General features: G+C 53.7%; 1 tRNA gene. It reads right to left on the bottom strand.

Annotated features, from left to right (window positions below):
• Positions 1–3: 3 nt before the first annotated feature.
• Positions 4–79 (bottom strand) — tRNA-Ala (locus tag OGY13_RS00100).
• Between the last annotated feature and the right edge of the window lie 180 nt (positions 80–259).

The following is a 259-nucleotide window of genomic DNA, read 5'->3' on the forward strand; positions in this document are numbered from 1 at the left end:
GGATGGTGGAGCTATGCGGGATCGAACCGCAGACCTCCTGCGTGCAAGGCAGGCGCTCTCCCAGCTGAGCTATAGCCCCATCGTAGTTATCTCATTCACCTTAATTCTTGCTGAGGCAAGGCGTGGAACGATGAAGCATACTGAAGTATGCGAGTCGTTTCACAACGCGGTATCAGAAAGAATTTGGTAGGCCTGAGTGGACTTGAACCACCGACCTCACCCTTATCAGGGGTGCGCTCTAACCACCTGAGCTACAAGC

Source organism: Citrobacter sp. Cpo045 (genome assembly GCF_030332875.1).
Lineage (GTDB): Bacteria > Pseudomonadota > Gammaproteobacteria > Enterobacterales > Enterobacteriaceae > Citrobacter > Citrobacter portucalensis.